This window comes from Dietzia cercidiphylli, from assembly GCF_014145145.1.
Taxonomy (GTDB): Bacteria; Actinomycetota; Actinomycetes; order Mycobacteriales; family Mycobacteriaceae; genus Dietzia; species Dietzia natronolimnaea.
Genome location: NZ_JAALEA010000402.1, coordinates 1 through 16,693 on the forward strand (window position 1 = coordinate 1; position 16,693 = coordinate 16,693).

General features: G+C 69.4%; 16 protein-coding genes and 1 pseudogene. 13 read left to right on the forward strand and 4 right to left on the reverse strand.

Annotated features, from left to right (window positions below; all coding sequences use genetic code 11):
- From G6028_RS13925 to G6028_RS13945, 5 genes and pseudogenes are all read left to right on the forward strand, one after another.
- Nucleotides 1-331, forward strand: a pseudogene (locus G6028_RS13925) (lipid-transfer protein); the annotation flags it as partial.
- Nucleotides 328-1,521 (forward strand): thiolase domain-containing protein, encoded by a 1,194-nt coding sequence (locus G6028_RS13930; protein WP_182653773.1) that lies wholly within the window; start codon nucleotides 328-330, stop codon nucleotides 1,519-1,521. The pseudogene G6028_RS13925 and the gene G6028_RS13930, both read left to right, overlap by 4 nt.
- Complete coding sequence (locus G6028_RS13935; RefSeq protein WP_182640034.1) at nucleotides 1,518-2,036, forward strand: nuclear transport factor 2 family protein; 519 nt, start codon at nucleotides 1,518-1,520, stop codon at nucleotides 2,034-2,036. Before G6028_RS13930 ends, G6028_RS13935 begins: the two co-directional genes overlap by 4 nt.
- A 2-nt stretch (nucleotides 2,037-2,038) precedes the next feature.
- On the forward strand, nucleotides 2,039-2,944 hold the full coding sequence (locus G6028_RS13940) for a TIGR03619 family F420-dependent LLM class oxidoreductase (protein WP_182659224.1): 906 nt from the start codon (nucleotides 2,039-2,041) through the stop codon (nucleotides 2,942-2,944).
- Between the two features lie 485 nt (nucleotides 2,945-3,429).
- The gene (locus G6028_RS13945; protein WP_179524567.1) at nucleotides 3,430-4,269 is read left to right on the forward strand and encodes a type IV toxin-antitoxin system AbiEi family antitoxin; all 840 of its coding nucleotides are present in this window, start codon (nucleotides 3,430-3,432) and stop codon (nucleotides 4,267-4,269) included.
- A gap of 285 nt (nucleotides 4,270-4,554) precedes the next feature.
- On the opposite strand, the gene G6028_RS13950 is transcribed toward G6028_RS13945, so the two are convergent.
- Both G6028_RS13950 and G6028_RS13955 read right to left on the reverse strand, forming a co-directional pair.
- The gene (locus tag G6028_RS13950) at nucleotides 4,555-5,580 is read right to left on the reverse strand and encodes an alpha/beta hydrolase (protein WP_182659234.1); all 1,026 of its coding nucleotides are present in this window, start codon (nucleotides 5,578-5,580) and stop codon (nucleotides 4,555-4,557) included.
- A gap of 169 nt (nucleotides 5,581-5,749) precedes the next feature.
- Nucleotides 5,750-6,994: a cytochrome P450 gene (locus G6028_RS13955; RefSeq protein WP_182641185.1), complete on the reverse strand. Its 1,245-nt coding sequence runs from the start codon at nucleotides 6,992-6,994 to the stop codon at nucleotides 5,750-5,752.
- Nucleotides 6,995-7,165: 171 nt separating this feature from the next.
- On the opposite strand from G6028_RS13955, the gene G6028_RS13960 reads away from it, so the two are divergent.
- From G6028_RS13960 to G6028_RS13975, 4 genes are all read left to right on the forward strand, one after another.
- Nucleotides 7,166-8,332, forward strand: a complete 1,167-nt coding sequence (locus G6028_RS13960; RefSeq protein ID WP_182659225.1) for a steroid 3-ketoacyl-CoA thiolase — start codon at nucleotides 7,166-7,168, stop codon at nucleotides 8,330-8,332.
- A 1-nt stretch (nucleotide 8,333) separates the two neighbouring features.
- Nucleotides 8,334-8,918, forward strand: a complete 585-nt coding sequence (locus G6028_RS13965; protein WP_182659226.1) for a GNAT family N-acetyltransferase — start codon at nucleotides 8,334-8,336, stop codon at nucleotides 8,916-8,918.
- Nucleotides 8,919-8,998: 80 nt separating this feature from the next.
- Complete coding sequence (locus G6028_RS13970) at nucleotides 8,999-9,418, forward strand: nitroreductase family deazaflavin-dependent oxidoreductase (protein ID WP_182635238.1); 420 nt, start codon at nucleotides 8,999-9,001, stop codon at nucleotides 9,416-9,418.
- Between the two features lie 225 nt (nucleotides 9,419-9,643).
- A complete protein-coding gene (locus tag G6028_RS13975; RefSeq protein WP_182659227.1) occupies nucleotides 9,644-11,173 on the forward strand; it encodes a hypothetical protein in 1,530 nt (509 codons plus the stop codon).
- A gap of 109 nt (nucleotides 11,174-11,282) precedes the next feature.
- Here the strand turns inward: G6028_RS13975 and G6028_RS13980 are convergent, their stop codons facing one another.
- Together G6028_RS13980 and G6028_RS13985 are read right to left on the reverse strand one after the other, a co-directional pair.
- Nucleotides 11,283-12,200 (reverse strand): SDR family oxidoreductase, encoded by a 918-nt coding sequence (locus G6028_RS13980; RefSeq protein WP_182659228.1) that lies wholly within the window; start codon nucleotides 12,198-12,200, stop codon nucleotides 11,283-11,285.
- Between the two features lie 29 nt (nucleotides 12,201-12,229).
- Entirely contained in the window at nucleotides 12,230-13,003 is a 774-nt protein-coding gene (locus G6028_RS13985; protein WP_182659229.1) for an SDR family oxidoreductase, read from the reverse strand.
- A gap of 78 nt (nucleotides 13,004-13,081) precedes the next feature.
- On the opposite strand from G6028_RS13985, the gene G6028_RS13990 reads away from it, so the two are divergent.
- From G6028_RS13990 to G6028_RS14005, 4 genes are read left to right on the forward strand one after another with little or no spacing between them, the layout of a single operon-like run.
- Nucleotides 13,082-13,876, forward strand: coding sequence for an enoyl-CoA hydratase family protein (locus G6028_RS13990; RefSeq protein WP_182659230.1), 795 nt, complete (start codon nucleotides 13,082-13,084; stop codon nucleotides 13,874-13,876).
- Nucleotides 13,873-14,811: a CoA transferase subunit A gene (locus G6028_RS13995; RefSeq protein WP_182659231.1), complete on the forward strand. Its 939-nt coding sequence runs from the start codon at nucleotides 13,873-13,875 to the stop codon at nucleotides 14,809-14,811. The genes G6028_RS13990 and G6028_RS13995 overlap by 4 nt, the downstream gene beginning before the upstream one ends.
- Nucleotides 14,811-15,581, forward strand: a complete 771-nt coding sequence (locus G6028_RS14000) for a CoA-transferase subunit beta (protein WP_182659232.1) — start codon at nucleotides 14,811-14,813, stop codon at nucleotides 15,579-15,581. The genes G6028_RS13995 and G6028_RS14000 overlap by 1 nt, the downstream gene beginning before the upstream one ends.
- Entirely contained in the window at nucleotides 15,578-16,660 is a 1,083-nt protein-coding gene (locus tag G6028_RS14005) for a nitronate monooxygenase (RefSeq protein WP_182659233.1), read from the forward strand. Before G6028_RS14000 ends, G6028_RS14005 begins: the two co-directional genes overlap by 4 nt.
- The last annotated feature ends 33 nt before the right edge of the window (nucleotides 16,661-16,693 follow it).

Below are 16,693 nucleotides of genomic sequence, written 5' to 3' on the forward strand. Positions count from 1 at the left end.
GCCCTCGGCCCGCGCCGCCGCCGTGCGCGCCACCCGGTCCACGGGCGAGCGGCCCGACCTCGGGGGCGTGACCGTCGCCGAGCTGCACACCCAGTACACGCACCAGGAACTGCTCCTGCGTGCCGCGCTGGGCATCGGCGATCACGTGGCCGTGACCCCGTCCGGCGGATCGTTGCTCGCGGACCCGCTGTTCTCCGCCGGGCTCGAGCGCGTCGGCTACGCCGCCAACGACGTCATGGAGGGCCGCACCGAACGCGCCCTCGCCCACGCCACCAGCGGACATCTGCTCCAGCAGAACCTCATCTGCCTCCTGGAAGGACGCCCCGCATGAGCGCCCACAGCACCGGTCTCCCAGCGGCCGTTCTCGGCACCGGACAGACCCACCACGTCGCCCGGCGCACCGACGTCTCCATGGCCGGCCTCTGCCGCGAGGCGATCGACGCCGCCATGGCCGACGCCGGCGTGGGATGGGACGACATCGACGCGGTGATCGTGGGCAAGGCCCCCGACCTGTTCGAGGGCGTGATGATGCCCGAGCTCATGATGGCCGATGCGCTCGGCGCGGTCGGCAAGCCGCTCCTGCGCGTCCACACCGCCGGCTCGGTCGGCGGCTCCACCGCCGTGGTGGCCGCCTCGCACATCCAGTCCGGCCGCTACCGTCGCGTGCTGGCCGTGGCGTGGGAGAAGCAGTCCGAGTCCAACGCCATGTGGGCGCTCAGCCTGCCCGTGCCGTTCACGGCCCCCGTCGGTGCCGGTGCCGGCGGGTACTTCGCCCCGCACGTGCGCTCCTACATCCGCACCACCGGGGCCCCTGAGCACGTCGGCGCGATGGTGGCGGTCAAGGATCGGCTCAACGGGTCCATCAACCCCCACGCCCACCTCAAGCAGCCCGACCTCACGGTGGACAAGGTGCTGCAGGGGCAGATGCTGTGGGACCCCATCCGGTTCGACGAGACCTGCCCGTCCTCCGACGGCGCCTGCGCGATCGTCCTCGGCGACGCCGAGGCGGCCGAGGCGGTCGAGTCCACCGGCCGGAACGTCGCCTGGGTGCACGCCACCGCGCTGCGCACCGAGCCCGGCACCTACGCGTTCCGCAACTACCGCAATCCGCAGGCCGGCCGCGACGCCGCCGCCGCGCTCTGGGCCGAGGCCGGGATCACCAACCCGGCCGAGGAGATCGATGCGGCCGAGATCTACGTCCCCTTCTCCTGGTTCGAGCCCATGTGGCTGGAGAACCTCGGGTTCTGCGAGGAGGGCGAGGGCTGGCGCATGACCGAGTCCGGTGCCACCGCGCGCGACGGGTCCCTGCCCGTCAACCCGTCCGGCGGCGTGCTGTGCTCCAACCCGATCGGCGCGTCCGGCATGCTGCGCTTCGCCGAGGCCGCCCGGCAGGTCATGGGCCGCGCCGACGAGCACCAGGTCCCGGGGGCACGCAAGGCCCTCGGTCACGCCTACGGCGGCGGGTCCCAGTACTTCTCCATGTGGGTCGTGGGGACCGACCGTCCGGAGCGTCACTCATGAGCAATCCGTACCTCGATGAGACCGGCCAGTATCGGCCTCTGGAGATGAGCGACGCCGCCCTGGCCAGTCCCGCCTTCGCCGCCGCGCGCCGCTCGTGGGCCGCGACCAACGCCGGCGACCGCGACGCCTGGATCGCCGGATGGTCTCCCGAGGGCACCATCGAGGATCCCGTGGGTCCGTCGATGTTCGACGCCGAGGGAATCGGCCACACCGGCACGACGCGACTCCTGGAGTTCTGGGAGAAAGCCGTGGCCACCCCGGACCACATCGAGTTCCGCTTCGATCGGGGGATCGCCGCGGGCGACGAACTGCTCTGCGTCGGCACCATGCGCACCCACATGGGCTCCAGCATCATGGAGATCGACATCGCCGTGGACTACCGCGTCGACGCCGACGGTCGTCTGGTCTCCCTTCGCGCCTTCTGGGAGCAGGACGTGGCCATGGCCTCGGGACTGCGGCCGCTCACCGACGACGACAGGGCCGCCATCGCCGGCGCCGCCGGAAAGGGCCAGTGACCATGGGCCGCGTAGTGGACGCCGAGTTCTCCGTCCCCATCTCCTTCTCCCCCGTCGATCAGATCATCGATATCGCCCGCGGTGCCGAGGCCGCCGGCTTCGACCGGATCGTCCTGCCCGACTCGCTGTTCCACCCGCGACGCCAGGACGAGGACTACCCGTACACCCCCGACGGCTCGCGCATGTGGAACGAGGACACGCAGTGGGTAGAGCCGCTCATCGCCTCCGCGGCCATGGGCGGGGCCACCTCGACCATCCGCTTCTGCCCGCAGGTGCTCAAGGTCGGCCCGCGCAATCCGCTGTTGCTCACCAGGCAGGTGGCCTCAGTGGCGTTGCTCACCGGGAACCGCTTGGACCTGGGCGTGGGCATCGGCTGGGACCCCAACGAGTTCGAGTGGTGCGGCGCGCCGTTCAAGGGCCGCGGCAAGCGCACGGACGAGTCGCTGGCGATCATGCGCCAGGCCCTGCGGGGTGAGTGGATGGAGTTCCACGGCCAGCACTTCGACTTCGACGAGCTGATCTTCACCCCCGCGCCCAGCGAGCAGGTGCCGTTCTACGTGGGCGGACACACCGAGATCGCGCTCAAGCGGGCCGCGCGCGTGGGCCAGGGCTGGACCAGCGCCATGATGGGTTACGACGAGATCGTGGCCACCGTGACGCGCCTGGGCGAGCTCCTCGAGGCCGACGGGCGCTCACTGGCCGACCGCGGCGACGGCAAACCCTTCGCCATCCAGGTGGTGTGCCTGGACCGCTTCGGCACCCGGGGCTTCACGGAGCTGGCCGAGGCCGGGGTCACCGACATCATCGTGATGCCCTGGATGGTCGACGGCCACGGGTTCGACTGCTCCACCGAACAGAAGCTCGAGTCCATCGCCGCCTTCGGCGAGAAGTACGGTCTCGGTTCCTAGCCCTGCCCAGGTCTCGTCAGCCCCCGGCCAGCCTGCCTGGCGGACATGCCCCCGCGGTTGGCGGACATGCCCCCGCGGTTGGCGGACTTCCCCCCGCGGTTGGCGGACATGCCCCGCGGTTGGCGGACTTGCCTCCGCGGTTGGCGGACTTCTCGTGCGATTCCGGGCCCATTTTGGCACCTCCTGCCCGCCAGCTGAGGAAGCATGTCCGCCAACTCGGGGAGCGGGTCCGCCCGGTCTGCCGGACCGCCACGTGAGCCAGGCGGACTGAACTCGTCGTAGTTCCTGTGAATCGTCGTCATCCCTGTCCACATGGACGTCGTCACCCGCCGGTCGACACGTGATGACCGGTCAGGATTGGCGCCATGAGACGCGACCGGCGATTCCGAGACACCCGGCCTCCCACCCCGCTCCCCGCCTCGTTGGCGGATGCGGTTGCAGGCGGGCAGCCATTCGCGGCGAGCCAGGCTCTCGAGACCGGACTGGTGACGAGATACGCGCTCCGATCGGCGTTCAGAATGATCGTCCCCGGTGTGTACGCCGCGAAGGGGGCACGGCTGAGCAGGTGGGACTTCATTCGTGCGGTCGACATCTGGGCGCCTGCAGACGCGGTGATCGGAGGGTGGTCCGCCGCGTACCTCCATGGGGAACACTGGTACTCGACAGAGCGGGGCAACGGCGTCGTCGATGTCTTCACCTCAGCCGAGCCCCGCGTGCCGACCGGGGTTCGGGAGCGCCGGCTGCGGCAACCCATCCCGGCCGCGGACGCGTGCGAGATCGGCGGAGTACGAATTACCGCACCAGCCCGAACCGCGGTCGACGTGGCAAGGTGGTCCACTGGCGCTGATCGGAGGATCTGCATCGTGGACTCCGTGTGCTTCGCCACCAACACCAGCGTGCGCGCGGTTGCCGACGCTGCAACCCGGATGCCCGGCCAACACGGGGTCTCGAGGGTGGTTCGACTGCTCGACGCCTGCGACGCGGACGCGCACTCTCCGCAGGAGAGCCTCCTCCGGCTCAGAATCGAGCGCTCCTCACTGCCTCAGCCTGTCTCGCAGTTCGAGATATGTGAACCGTCGGGACATCTCCTCACAATTGCCGACCTCGCGTACGCCCGCGAGAAGGTCGCGATCTTCTACGACGGCAGACATCACGGAGATCCGGAACAGTGGCGCCGGGACCTCCGGATCACCGCTCGGTTGGCGGACCTTGGCTGGCAGGTCGTCCGTGTGACAAAGGGAATGCGCCCGGAAGAGGTCATCGGCCATATCGCGAGTGCCCTGACCCGCGCCCGACGAGACCTCCAGCACCTGACTTCATCCTGAACGAGCCCTCGCGTGGCAGCTGGCGGGCACCCCACCCCGCTTGGCGGCCATGTCCTCGCCGGGCGGACACCCCTCGCAGCTGGCGGACCCGATATGCGAAAACCGGGCCTGAAACGCGAAAAATGTCCGCCAACCCGGAGCCCCTGTCCGCCAGCCCGAAGCCCCTGTCCGCCAACCGGAAGCTCGTGTCCGCCAACCAGGCTCGGAGCAGTCGAGGGGCGTGCTGGAGAGGTAGTCGGGTGCGAGCTCGGGCGGGGGCGGGGTGACATGCGCCAGCCGAGTGCCTCAGGCAGGAACGGCGGCCGCGATGTCCGCCAGGCAGGCGAGGATCTCCCGGTGGGTGTCCTCCGTGGCCTCCAGGTGCATGAGATGCCCCGCCGGTGAGGAGATCGCCCGGACCATCCGCACATCGTCGTGATGACGCCCCAGCTTGGAGAGCGGATCCCGGCCGTGGAAGCCCTCGAGGTCCGGGTCGTGCTCGGAGTAGAGGAAGTAGAACGGGACGGGGTTGGTCTGCCGCTCGAACTCTTTGCGCGCGAACCACGACACGTCCATCGCCCGGTACCACTGCAGCGGGCCGGCGAACCCGGTCCGGGCGTACTCGGCCTCGTAGACGTCCATCTCCTCGACGGACAACCACGGCCACGGCAGCGGCGGCGCCTCGGGCAGTGCCTCGAGATAGGTCGACCCCGGGGGGTGCTGCCAGACGTCGAGGTAGTGGTACTCCGCGGACAGGGCGTAGAAGACCCGGGTGAGGAACTCCCGCTCGCGACCGGCGAGATCGGCCTCCGCCACTCCCGGCTGCGTGAAGTAGTTCAGGTGCAGGAAGTGCTTCTCGGCCATCATCGCCGAACCCTCCAGCGGCGGCACCGACCCAGCGGTACCCATGAACGGGTTCTCCATCCCGATCACCGCGCGCACCCGCCCCGGTTCCAGATGGCAGGTGTCGTACGCGACGCCCGCGCCGAAATCGAAGCCCACCACCACCACGCGCGCCGCACCCTCGGCGTCGCACACCGCCAGGACGTCGTCGACCACCTCGCCCGGCGAGTAGGCCTGGACGTCGGCCGGCGCATCCGAACCACCCATGCCGCGCAGGTCGGGCGCGATGACCCGCCACCCGGCTGCGGCGAGGACGGGGATCATGCGGTGCCAGGTGAACCAGAAGTGCGGGAAACCGTGGAGGAGGACCACGGTGCCCGGGGGGCCGTCCGCGGAACCAGGGTGGCCGTCCGCGGATGCCGTGTCCGGTTCGGCGACGACGTAGTGGAGACGGACGCCGTCGCGGTCGACGTAGCGGTGGTCGAGCATGTCTTTCACACTGCCTCCTCCGGCCTCCGCCCGACGGGGTTCGGCCTAATCGATGGAGCCTCTCCGAGGGATGACGACGAGGCCCGCCCGGAGAGAACCGCGGCCCCGACCCGGCCTGGCGAGAAGGCGGGGTCGGGGCCGTGGGCCGGGCCGTGTGTGGGGGCTCGGGTCAGCGCATGACCGGGCACTTGTAGTCGACCGACCACTCGGTGATGCCGTTGAGCCACCCCGAGCGGATGCGGGAGGGCTCCCCGAGGGCCTCCAGGTTGGGGAGGTGATCGGCGATGGCGTTGAAGATCAGTTCGATCTGCAGCCTGGCCAGGTTCGCCCCGATGCAGTAGTGCGGGCCGTTCCCGCCGAAACTCAGGTGCGGGTTGGGATCGCGCAGGATGTTGAACGAGAAGGGGTCCTCGAAAACGTCCTCGTCGAAGTTCGCCGAGCCGTACATGATGGCGGCGCGGTCGCCCTTCTTCATGGTCACGCCCCCGATCTCGACGTCCTCGGTGGCGGTGCGCTGGAACGACGTGATCGGCGAGGCCCAGCGGAGGATCTCGTCGTACGCGGTCGCGGGGCGCTCGGCCTTGAACAGCTCCCACTGGTCGGGGTTGTCGAGGAAGGCGACCATCCCGTGTGTGGTGGCGTTGCGGGTGGTCTCGTTGCCGGCCACGGCCAACAGCACCACGAACCAACCGAACTCGTCGGCGGTGAGCCTCTCGCCGTCGATGTCGGCCTGGATGAGCTTGGTGACCAGGTCGTCACGGGGATCGATCTCGCGCTTGGCAGCGAGGTCCTGCGCATAGGACAGGACCATGGCGTTGGCCATCTGCGACTCTTCGACCTTGCCGGGTACGTCGTAACTGGTCATCTGGTTGGACCACTCGAAGATCTGATGCCGGTCCTCGAGGGGGATGCCGATGAGCTCGGCGATCGCCTGCAGAGGCAGCTCGGAGGCCACCTCGGTGATGAAGTCGCCGCTGCCCTTGGCGGCCGCGGTCTCGACGATGACCCGCGCCTTCTCGGCGAGGTGGTCCCGGAGCTTCTCGATGTTGCGCGGGGTGAAGCCCTTGGAGATGGTGCGCCGGTACTTCTTGTGCTCTTCACCGTCCTGGTTGATGAACAGCAGGCGGGTCAGCTCGACGATCTCGCGCTCGGTGCCCGGTGCGAAGCGCGGGATCGCGGTGTTCTCGAAGGTGGAGAACACCTCGTTGGTGCGCCGGGAGATCTCCTTGACGTCCTCGTGCTTGGTGACCACCCAGTACCCGTGGTCGTCGAAGCCGTCGGCCCCGGGCTCGTTGGCGCACCACCGGATCGGTTCGGTGCGACGGAGGTGAGCCCACTCCGGATGCGGGAGCCGCTTCTCGTAGAGCTCCGGGTCCGTGAAGTCGAAACCCTCGGGGATGGTGACTGCCTGCACTGGTACTCCTTGACCGCGTCGGATGCGTCTCGTGCTCGTCGACCGACGACCCCGGGATACTGCGAACCCGGGACCCGAGCGGTAATCTAGAACACGTTCCACCCACCATACTAGAACACGTTCCCCCTGGGTCCCTGTTTTCATCGGGCCCGGTCACCCGGAAGGACCACCATGGGCAATCCCGTCATCGTCGAGGCCGTTCGCTCCCCGATCGGCAAGGCTCGCGGCGCACTGTCGGGCCTGCACCCCGCACACCTGCTGGGCGCCTCCCAGAAGGAGGTCATCCGGCGCGCCGGGATCGACGCGTCGCTGGTCGAGCAGGTCGTGGGCGGCTGTGTCACCCAGGCCGGTGCGCAGGGCAACAACGTCACCCGCGGCGCGTGGCTCGCCTCCGGACTGCCGTGGCAGACCGCGTGCACGACGATCGACTGCCAGTGCTCGTCCGCTCAGCAGGCCAACCACTTCATCGCCAACCTCATCCACGCCGGCGCGATGGATGTCGGGATCGCCTGCGGAGTGGAGTCGATGAGCTGGATCGCCCTGCGCGCCGCCGTGGGTGACGGTTCCAACGGCATGCCCCGCCCCGACGACTGGACGGTGGACCTGCCGGATCAGTTCACCGCGGCCGACCGGATCGCTAACCGGCGCGGGATCACCCGTGAGCAGCTCGAGGAGCTCGGCGTCCGGTCCCAGGCCAACGCCAAGCGGGCGTGGGACGAGGGACGCTTCGACCGTGAGACCTTCGCGGTCGACGCCCCCGAGCGCCTCAAGGACGGCACGTACACCGGCGAGACGGTGTCCGTCACCCGCGACCAGGGCCTGCGCGAGACCACTGCGGAGGCGCTCGCCGGCCTCACACCGGTGCTCGAGGGTGGCCTGCACACCGCGGGCACGTCCAGCCAGATGTCCGACGGTTCGGCCGCGGTCCTGCTCATGGACGAGGACGTCGCCAAGGCACACGGACTCCGACCCCGCGCGCGGATCGTCCACCAGGCACTGGTCGGCGGCGAGCCCGAGTACCACCTCGACGGCCCCGTCCAGGCCACCCAGCGCGTACTCGACCGGTCGGGGATGTCCATCTCCGACTTCGACCTCTTCGAGTGCAACGAGGCCTTCGCCTCGGTCCTGCTCAGCTGGGCGCAGGTTCACGGGCCGGACATGGACAAGGTCAACGTCAACGGCGGCGCCATCGCGATCGGACATCCCGTCGGTAGCACCGGCGCTAGGCTAATCACGACCGCCCTGCACGAGCTCGAGCGCACGGACGGCGACCGCGCCCTCATCACGATGTGCGCGGGCGGCGCCCAGGCCTCGGCGAGCATCATCGAGAGGATCTGACATGAGCAGCAACGCCATCGAGACAGCCGCGGCCCGCAGGAGCGAGGTCTTGGCCCTCGCGTCAGTGGAGACCAGGCAGGACGCCGCAGCGGCACTGGCCGACCTCCTCTCCATCTCCTCCGAAGAGGCCGAAGACGTACTCCGGGCGCCGCTGGAGAACCTTCTGGGCCAGCCGGGCGACGCATCCGCTCCGACGGGACCGGGCGGGTTCACCCTGCACCCGTTCCGCGACTCGGAGCACCACAAGTCCCTCTTCCACTCCCGGTCCTCGGACGAGACCTCCGCGACCGGCGGCGCGTGGGACGAACAGAAGACCGAGGCCGAACTGCGCGAGGGACTGCGGCGCGTCGAGGCCGAGTCGGCCATGTGGTTCGTCGCGGTGGATACCTCTCGCGACCAGCCGGTGGGCCTGGTGTTCGGTGAGCAGATCGACGACGGCGATGTCGACGTGGCCATCTGGATCCACCCCGAGGAGCGCAAGAAGGGCTTCGGCCTGGCCGCACTGAAGGAGAGCCGACGCGAGCTGGCGGCGTTCTTCCCGGGCAAGCACGTGATCGTCCGCGCGCCGCTGCCGGGGTCGAAGTGAGCGAGAGGCATCCCGGGGTGGAGACCGGCGTGGACGATCCCCGGCGGTCCAAGCCGTGGGTCCTCGGCATCATCAAGGTGATGTCCCGCGTCAACACCTGGACGTACCGCGTCTCCGGCGGCCGTATCGGAGGCAACTGGCGGGTGGGATCGGCGTTGAAGGCACCGGTTCCGGTCTGCCTGGTGACCACGACGGGGCGCAAGTCCGGCGAACCGCGCACGGTGCCGCTGCTCCATCTCCCCGACGGTGACCGGGTCCTCCTGGTCGCCTCACAGGGCGGACTGCCCAAGCACCCACAGTGGTACAGGAACGTCCTGGTGAACCCCGAGGTCACCATCCAGGTCGGGCGGAGGACCCGGGCGATGACGGCGAGGGAGGCGACCGCAGAGGAGCGCGCCGAACTCTGGCCCCGCCTCGTCGAGCGCTACTCGGACTTCGCCTCGTACCAGGCCAACACGAGCAGGGTCATCCCGGTGGTGATCTGCGAACCGCTCGGCTGACGTCGGCGTTCCTGCCCCGGCCGGGGCCTCTCCTCCCGAGAGGTCCCGGCCGCGTGCATTTCGCACCACGAACACCATTAGTCACACGAGTTGCAAATCGCGAGTAAGGCATTGACAGCGGAACCTGCTTAGAGGATTCTCATGTGAGTCTAAGTTTATCGCCTGGACCCACGGGTTCACATGCGGTTCGAGTTCGAGTGGGCCGCTTCGAAGAAAGGTACTCTGATGAGGAAGTCCAGCAAGGCCGTCGCGGTCGCCGCTAGCGCGGCTCTCGCGATGTCCGCGACCGCCGGCACGGCCAATGCACAGAGCGGCGACAGTTCGCTGCCCGTCGGGGTGACACAGGGCTCCATCGAAGACTGGCTCGGTGGCACCCTTCTCGGCCCCCTGATCGGGGCGGTCACGGGGTCTGCCGGTGACGCCGCCGGTTCCGGTGGCGATCTCGCCGGCGGATCCGCCGTTCTGGATCCACTCGGTGGATCGACGGCTCTACCTCCGCTGAGCACGCAGCCCCTCTCCGGCTCGTCCCAGTTGGCGCCCCTCAGCGCCGACCAGCCCCTCGGTGGCTCCCAGGCCTTCACCTCCTCCGATCTGCCTGACGCCCTCTGGGGATCCCTCGGCACCTCGCCGTTCTCCACCGAACTCAACCTCTTCGATGGATCAGCGGCTCTGCCCCCTCTGCCACTCGGCGGTTCCGCGGCTCTGCCCGCCGCCCTTATCGGTTCCTCAGGCATGGAGCCGCTGTCCACCGAACTCATCACCGGCTCGGGCGGCTTCACCTCCTCCGATCTGCCTGACGAGCTCTGGGGATCGCTCGGGACCTCGCCGTTCTCCACCGAACTCAACCTTCTCGAGGGGTCCTCGGATCTGCCGGTGTCCCTTGTCGGGTCCCTGAACAGCCCCCTCACCGGCTCCACCGGAATGGGATCCACGGACATGGCCCCGCTCTCGACCAACCTCCTCGGCGGCTCGGCAACGCCGGCGCCGCTCGGATCGATCGGGATGGCACCGATCGTCAGCTCGCTGGGTATGGAGCCACTGTCCACCGAGCTCAACCTCCTCGGCGGGTCAGCGGAACTCCCGCCGCTGTCCGCCAACTTCCCGGACGGGTCGACAGAGGGCATCGGCGGCTCCGCCGAGCTCGTCGGTGAGGGGATCGCCGGGTCGTTGACCAACGGCTCCGCCAACCAACTCGCCGGTTCGGTGGAGAGCAATTCCGCCGACCCGATCATCGGCTCTATCGCCGATGGTGGGATCCTGCCCGCACTGTCCGGTTCCATCGAGGAGGTCTCCGGATCCCTCTCGGGCAACAGCGGCTCCACGGGCCAGAGTTCGGACCTGATCACCGGATCCACCGGTGGCAGCGCCGACGTGCTGACCGGCTCCTTCGGTGAACTCACCGCGGTCAACGGCTCGCTCACCGCGCTGACCGGTTCGCTGGAGAACGGTTCTCTCCAGGGCGTCGGATCGACGAACCTCGGGTCCGAGATGGGCGCACTCAGCTCCCTGGAGGCCGCGGCCAGCCTGGGCGGCGAGAGCGGTTCGGGAATCGCCCTGCTGCCGGTCCTGTCCCTGGGCGGGACGCTCGTCCTCGCGGGCGCCGCGATCAATGGTGGCGTGGCGCTCCCCGCCCTGCCCCCGATGCCCGGCCTGCCGCCGCTGCCCACGATCTGCGACCTGCCGCAGGAGCAGGTCGACCAGCTCGCGAACGCGGGATCGGTTCACGCGCAGGACTGCCCGGATCCCGAGAACTGAGTCACCTGATGCCGGGCGCTGAGCCCGGGACCAGAGAAGGAGCCCCGCACCGTGATGGTGCGGGGCTCCTTCTCGCAGTTCAGGCCGGGCGCAGGTCAGGCCGGGCGGCTCAGCGAGCGCCGTACACGGGCACCGGCGCCGGCGACCCGGAGAGCAGTCGCGGCACCACCGATCCGAGCTCTGCCGGGTCCCACTTGGCACCCTTGTCCTCGGACGCGGCGCGCTGCCATCCGTCGCACACGGTGACCTTTCCTCCCTCGACCTCGAACACGCGGCCGGTGACCTCGGCCGACTCCGCCGACCCAAGCCACACGACGAGCGGCGAGACGTTGGCCGGGTCCATGGCGTCGAAGGACCCGTCCTCGGGCGCGGCCATCTGAGAGGCCATACCCTCCCCTGCGGAGGTGGTCATACGGGTACGCGCAGCGGGGGCGATGGCGTTGGCGGTCACGCCGTACCCCTTCATCTCCGCGGCGGTCTGGATGGTCAGCAGCGCGATGCCCGCCTTCGCGGTCGCGTAGTTGCCCTGTCCCACCGAGCCGAACAGCCCGGCTCCCGACGAGGTATTGATGACCCTGGCCTGGCGGGGGCGGCCGGCCTTCGACTCGGCGCGCCAGTACTCGGCGGCGTGACGCAGCGGCGCGAAGTGGCCCTTGAGGTGGACGGTGATCACGTTGTCCCAGTCCTGCTCCCCCATCCCGACAAGCATCTTGTCGCGGAGGAAGCCGGCATTGTTGACCAGCACGTCGAGTCCCCCGAAGTGGTCGATCGCCTGCTGGACGAGCTCGCGTGCACCTTCCCACGAGGAGATGTCGTTGCCGTTGACCACGGCCTCACCGCCGGCTGCCCGGATCTCCTCCACCACCTGCTCGGCCGGGGACTCCCCCACGTCCGATCCGTCGAGCCCGGCGCCGAGGTCGTTGACCACGACCCTGGCCCCCTCGGCCGCGAAGGCCAGTGCGTGCTCCCGGCCGATCCCGCGGCCGGCGCCGGTGACGATGACGACGCGTCCGTCGCAGATTCCCATGGTTCTCCTTGGATAGTTGTTCGGTGATGTCAGGGACTGGTGTTGGCGTTGGCCGCCGAGAGGAACGCCGGCTTCTCGCCGCCCCCGTGGACCAGGAGTTCGGCGCCCGTGATGTAGGCCGCCAACGGCGAGGCCAGGAACGCGGCCGCCTGGCCCACGTCCCGCGGGTCCGCCATCCGGCCCATCGGGATCGTGGCGTCCACCGCGGCCACACCGTCGGAGTCCCCGTAGTGCAACTCGGCGAGCTCGGTCTTGACCGGGCCCACCACCACGGAGTTGATCCGCACCGCGGGCGCCCACTCGACGGCCAGGGACTGCGTGAGCGAGTCGATGCCCGCCTTGGCGGCCCCGTACGAGGCGGTCCCGGGCGAGGGCCGGTGGCCGGAGACCGAGGAGATGTTGACGATCGCCCCGCCGGTCGGCTGCATGACCCGGTTCGCCTCCTGGGCCACCGTGAGCGCGGACAGCAGGTTCAGCGCGATGATCTTGGAGTGGAAGTTGGCGCTGGCGTCGGCAGCCAGGGCGAACGGGGCGCCGCCGGCGTTGTTGACCACCACGTCCAGCCGACCGTGTCGTTCCACGATCCGGTCGACCATCGCCCGCACCGCGTCGGGGTCCCGGAGGTCGACGGAGTGGAACTCGAGATCCGAGACGTCGGACCCCTCGTCGGCGGGGCGACGCGCGCAGGTGACGACGACGGCCCCGGCTTCGCGGAAGACCCTGCTGATCCCCGCGCCGACGCCACGGACGCCGCCCGTGACGAGGACGACCCTGCCCGCCAGACCCAGATCGATGTTCGACATGCGTGCTAGCCTACCAAGCAAGCGTTTGGTTAGTCACCCGACCGCTGAAGCACAGCGGCGGCGTGCGAAGGGAGCACCATGGGCATCAGTGTCGACAAGGGATCGGACGGCATCGCGACCGTCACCGTCGACTTTCCCCCCGTCAACGCCATCCCGTCCGCGGGGTGGTTCGAACTCGGCGAGCAGATCCTCGCCGCCGGGCGCGACCCGGAGGTCCACGTCGTGATCCTCCGAGCCGAGGGCCGGGGATTCAACGCGGGCGTCGACATCAAGGAGATGCAGAACTTCGAGGGCCACGACCACCTCCTGGCCGCCAACCGTGGCTGCTATGTGGCGTTCAACGCCGTCTACGAATGCGCGGTCCCCGTGATCGCCGCGGTGAACGGGTTCTGCGTCGGCGGCGGCATCGGGCTCGTGGGGAACGCCGACTGCATCGTCGCCTCCGACGACGCGGTGTTCGGGCTGCCCGAGGTGGACCGGGGAGCGCTCGGCGCCGCGACCCACCTCGCGCGCATGGTCCCGACGCACATGATGCGCACGCTGTACTTCACCTCCCGCAACGTCACCGCCCAGCAGCTGCACAGCTGGGGGACGGTGTACGAGGTGGTGCCCCGTGACCGACTGGACGCGGCGGCGCGTGACCTCGCGGAGACGATCGCCGCCAAGGACACCCGGGTGATCCGCGCGGCCAAGGAAGCCATCAACCACATCGACCCGGTCGACGTGAAGACCTCGTACCGCATGGAGCAGGGCTTCACCTTCGAACTCAACCTCGCCGGCGTGGCCGACGAGCACCGGGATGAGTTCGTCAAGACGGGCCGCAACCTGGACAGACGAGACAACAGAGCCGAGAGGACGGGCGAGAACAAGTGACGACGACCCCCACCCCGCGCGACAAGCGCACCAGTCTCGACGAGGCCGTGGGACGCCTCTCCAGCGGCATGACCATCGGCATCGGCGGGTGGGGCTCACGGCGCAAGCCGATGGCGCTCGTCCGCGCGATCCTGCGCCGCGAGGACCTGACCGACCTCACCGTCGTCACCTTCGGCGGCCCGGACCTGGGGCTGCTGTGCTCGGCCGGGAAGGTCTCCAAGGCCTACTACGGCTTCGTCTCACTGGACTCCGCGCCGTTCTACGACCCCTGGTTCGCCCGCCGACGCACCGAGGGGGCGATCGTCTCCCGCGAGATGGACGAGGGCATGGTCCGCGCCGGCCTCACCGCCGCGGCGCACCGCCTGCCGTTCCTGCCCACGCGCGCCGGTCTCGGCTCGGACGTCTTCCGGTTCTGGGGCGACGAGCTCAAGACCGTCGACTCCCCCTACCTCGTCGACGGCCAGACGGAGACCCTGGTGGCGATGCCGGCCCTGCGTCTGGACGCCGCCCTGATCCACCTGGACAAGGCCGACAGGCACGGCAACGCCGCGTTCACGGGCGTCGACGGCTACTTCGATGACCTCTACGCGATGTCCGCGGACACTGTCCTCCTCGAGGTCGACGAGGTCGTGGAGTCGGCGGATGCGCTGATGAACGAGGTGGGCCCGCAGCGCATGCTGCTCAGCCGGATGTTCGTCGACACCGTCTCCGAGGCGCCGAACGGCGCGCACTTCACGTTCGCCGGCGGCTACGGCCGTGACGAGGCGTTCCAGAGGCACTACGCCTCCTCGGCCAAGGACGACGCGTCGTGGGAGGCCTTCGTCTCCGAGTTCCTGTCCGGGTCCGAGGAGGACTACCAGAAGGCGGTCACCGCGTTCGCGGATAAGGCCGCCGCCGAGAAGGCCGCTGCCGCCGCAGACAAGGGAGCCAAGTGATGACCGACACCACCACCCAGTCCGTCAGCCGGGCCGAGTACTGCGCTGTGGCGTGCGCGGAGATCTTCGCCGGTGCCGGTGAGATCTTCGCCTCCCCCATGACGCCGATGGCCACCATCGGCGCGCGCCTCGCGCGTCTCACCACCGAGCCGGACCTGCTCATCACCGACGGCGAGTACCGCTTCCTCGGCCAGACCCCGCCGTTGGGCAAGGTCATCGACTTCGAGGGGTACATCCCGTTCCCCCGCGTGTTCGACGTCCTCCAGGCCGGCACCCGCCACGTGGTGATGGGAGCCAACCAGATCGACCGGTTCGGCAACCAGAACCTGTCGGCCTTCGGTGACGACGTCCAGAAGCCCGCCCGCCAGATGTTCGGCCTGCGAGGGGCCCCGGGTAACTCGATCAACCACGCGACCAGCTACTGGGTGGGCAAGCACTCCACCCGCGTCTTCACCGAGAAGGTCGACATCATCTGCGGCGTGGGCTACAACCGCTACAGCGAGGGCGACCCCGCGTTCCGGTACCACCACCTTCACCGCGTCGTCTCCAACCTGGGCGTCTTCGACTTCGGCGGATCCGATCGCGGCATGCGGGCGGTGAGCCTCCACCCGGGCGTCACCGCGGACGAGGTCGCGGATAACACCGGGTTCGAGATCGAGGGGCTGGCCGAGGCCGGCGTCACCCGTGACCCGTCCGCCGAGGAGCTCCGCATCATCCGCGAAGTCCTCGACCCACGCGGATTCCGCGATCGCGAGGTGCCGGCCGCGTGAACGCCCCCACCATCACCACGGCCTTCACCGAGCTCGTCGGCGTCGAGTACCCGATCGTCCAGACGGGCATGGGGTGGGTGTCCGGTCCGGAGCTCACCGCGGCCACCGCCAACGCCGGGGGGCTGGGGATCATCGCCTCGGCCACCATGACGTACGCGGAACTCGAGAACGCCATCGTGCGCACCAAGGAGCTGACCAGCAAGCCCTTCGGGGTCAACCTCCGCGCCGACGCCGAGGACGCCGCCGAGCGGTGTGAGCTCATGATCCGCCACGGGGTGAGGGTCGCGTCGTTCGCCCTCGCTCCCAAGCCGGAGTTGATCGCCAGATTGAAGGAGAACGGCCTCGTCGTCATCCCCTCCATCGGCGCGGCGAAACACGCCGTCAAGGTGGCCTCCTGGGGCGCCGACGCGGTGATCGTCCAGGGCGGCGAGGGCGGCGGTCACACCGGCCCGGTCGCCACGACGCTGCTGCTCCCGAGTGTCATCGACGCCCTCGGTGGGGCCGGGAACACCTCCATCCCCGTGATCGCGGGTGGAGGGTTCTTCGACGGACGTGGCCTGGTGGCCGCGCTCGCCTACGGGGCCGCCGGCGTCGCGATGGGCACGCGGTTCCTGCTCACCAGCGATTCCCGCGTCCCGGACGCGGTCAAGCAGCGGTACCTGGAGAAGGGGCTGCAGGACACCGTCGTCTCCACCCGTGTCGACGGCATGCCGCACCGCGTCCTGCGTACCGGCCTGGTCAACGCCCTGGAGTCGGGCAGCCCCGTCAAGGGGATGTTGGCGGCCGTCCAGAACGCCAACAAGTTCAAGTCCATGACGGGCATGAGGTGGCAGGCACTCGCCAGGGACGGCCTCAACATGAAGAAGGCGTCCGACCGCACGTGGCAGCAGATCGTCATGGCCGCCAACACCCCGATGCTGCTCAAGGCCGGCCTGGTCGAGGGCAACACCGAGGCCGGTGTCCTGGCCTCGGGGCAGGTCGTCGGCATGATCGACGACCTGCCCAGCTGCGACGAGCTGATCCAACGGATCATGACCCAGGCGCACGAGCGCATGGAGGCACTCCGCAGGCTGGGCTGACGCGCCAACCGCCGGTCCACGAGTCGCCGAGTC

Excerpts from the sequence above, each read along its gene's own strand:
- G6028_RS13930 (WP_182653773.1), top strand. The coding sequence starts at position 328 with ATGAGCGCCCACAGCACCGGTCTCCCAGCGGCCGTTCTCGGCACCGGA.
- G6028_RS13935 (WP_182640034.1), top strand. The coding sequence starts at position 1,518 with ATGAGCAATCCGTACCTCGATGAGACCGGCCAGTATCGGCCTCTGGAG.
- G6028_RS13940 (WP_182659224.1), top strand. The coding sequence starts at position 2,039 with ATGGGCCGCGTAGTGGACGCCGAGTTCTCCGTCCCCATCTCCTTCTCC.
- G6028_RS13950 (WP_182659234.1), bottom strand. The coding sequence starts at position 5,580 with ATGCTCGACCACCGCTACGTCGACCGCGACGGCGTCCGTCTCCACTAC.
- G6028_RS13960 (WP_182659225.1), top strand. The coding sequence starts at position 7,166 with ATGGGCAATCCCGTCATCGTCGAGGCCGTTCGCTCCCCGATCGGCAAG.
- G6028_RS13965 (WP_182659226.1), top strand. The coding sequence starts at position 8,334 with ATGAGCAGCAACGCCATCGAGACAGCCGCGGCCCGCAGGAGCGAGGTC.
- G6028_RS13970 (WP_182635238.1), top strand. The coding sequence starts at position 8,999 with ATGTCCCGCGTCAACACCTGGACGTACCGCGTCTCCGGCGGCCGTATC.
- G6028_RS13975 (WP_182659227.1), top strand. The coding sequence starts at position 9,644 with ATGAGGAAGTCCAGCAAGGCCGTCGCGGTCGCCGCTAGCGCGGCTCTC.
- G6028_RS13980 (WP_182659228.1), bottom strand. The coding sequence starts at position 12,200 with ATGGGAATCTGCGACGGACGCGTCGTCATCGTCACCGGCGCCGGCCGC.
- G6028_RS13985 (WP_182659229.1), bottom strand. The coding sequence starts at position 13,003 with ATGTCGAACATCGATCTGGGTCTGGCGGGCAGGGTCGTCCTCGTCACG.
- G6028_RS13990 (WP_182659230.1), top strand. The coding sequence starts at position 13,082 with ATGGGCATCAGTGTCGACAAGGGATCGGACGGCATCGCGACCGTCACC.
- G6028_RS14000 (WP_182659232.1), top strand. The coding sequence starts at position 14,811 with ATGACCGACACCACCACCCAGTCCGTCAGCCGGGCCGAGTACTGCGCT.